1 protein-coding gene is annotated in these 1,378 nt (G+C 34.0%); it reads right to left on the bottom strand.

What is annotated here, in order from left to right:
* Positions 1-275 precede the first annotated feature (275 nt).
* Positions 276-1,280 carry a restriction endonuclease gene (locus tag F459_RS0121955; RefSeq protein WP_020614781.1) on the bottom strand — a complete coding sequence of 335 codons (1,005 nt, stop codon included), beginning with the start codon at positions 1,278-1,280 and terminating at the stop codon, positions 276-278.
* Between the last annotated feature and the right edge of the window lie 98 nt (positions 1,281-1,378).

Genomic DNA, 1,378 nt, shown 5'->3' with positions numbered 1-1,378 from the left:
TCTGTGTACGCTTGGACTTTTCTCTTTCCCATGTTTCACCCCTATTTAGTTTAAATCTAACTATAGCAGGTGTCCACTAATCGTGGGGCAGTCGGTCATCTAACGACGTTTTGAGCTGCAAAACTGTGCCAAAGGCTTGGCATGTATTCTTGCGTAAGCAAGAATCATGACAAAAGTTTTGTCTGCTCCAAATCTTTGTTCTACGGCTTTTATTATAAGATCAAAAAACGGTTCTCCTCATTTAACCATATCATATACCATTATTGAAACTCCGCTTACATCTTCATAAGATAGGGAGTTAATTCTTTCTGGGCTATTTCATTTATTTTTTCTTGCAATTTAATCCTATCCATTAATTGAATTCTTGTTGAACATATTTCATTGTCAGAAATAAGGTTAATAGTTGGTTTAGTGAATGCAGACGAAGTTACGAAAAACCCTTTTGAGACCTTATCAATTAGTAATGTCGCAAAGAATTGCTTTACTAATTCAATTCCTATTTTATTCTTTTCATTAAATCGTTTAACCTCAATATAAGCTAAGTGTTTATTTCCAAAGTTATCAAATTTTGTAGCGATTAGATCTTTACCGCCATCTCGGGTTTCTTTTGTCAATTTAATTACCCACCCTTCTGTTTCAAATACTTTACCCACAAATTCTTCAAATTGCCTTGGCGTTAAAGCCCTTGGAATATTTTTGTCCAATAGATATCTGGCTATTAATCCAGAAGGATAATTAACTATTGAATAATTTTCCTTTATCTGCTTTGTTATCCCACTTTTTTCCTCAATTAATCTTCCAAGGAATCCATTTCCCGGAATATTCAACGTCCAAGCAATGCGTCCACTTCCTTTTAAGTTTTCCACAGTTCTCTTATCTATTTCGCTGCGTAATTCATTATTTTTTTCAATGACAATTGCTTTTTGTTTCTCCCATTCTGTATTTATTTGCTGCGGGAAAATATACCCCAACTCAGCAATATCAAAAAAATCAATGTACTTCTCCCATAATTTTTCAATAATATTTTCCTGATTAATTAAACTTTCTATTTCTGGAAATTCTTTAAGATGTAATTTCGCAAGCTTTTGATAACTAAAATTGTGGGCATCCTCCAAAAGGAAACTTCTATCAACAAATTGTAAGGCTCGAACACATAATCTTTCCTCTTCTTCTGTAAAAAAGCGTTTTTCCAGGGGATTGAAACCTATCAATAGTTCAAATTGATTAATTCGTTCTCTTGGGATTGAAAAACTGGCAATGTACTCAGAATATATGCTCATTCTATCGCGATTCCATATTCGTATTTATTTGACCATGTCCGTAGAACATTCAATTGAGCTGCGTGGCGTTCACTGGCATGTGTTTGTGCTCTTTCCTT

Source organism: Sediminispirochaeta bajacaliforniensis DSM 16054 (assembly GCF_000378205.1).
GTDB lineage: Bacteria > Spirochaetota > Spirochaetia > DSM-16054 > Sediminispirochaetaceae > Sediminispirochaeta > Sediminispirochaeta bajacaliforniensis.
The sequence above is the reverse complement of the archived record's forward strand: the minus strand, read 5'-3'. Positions and strand labels throughout refer to the sequence as shown.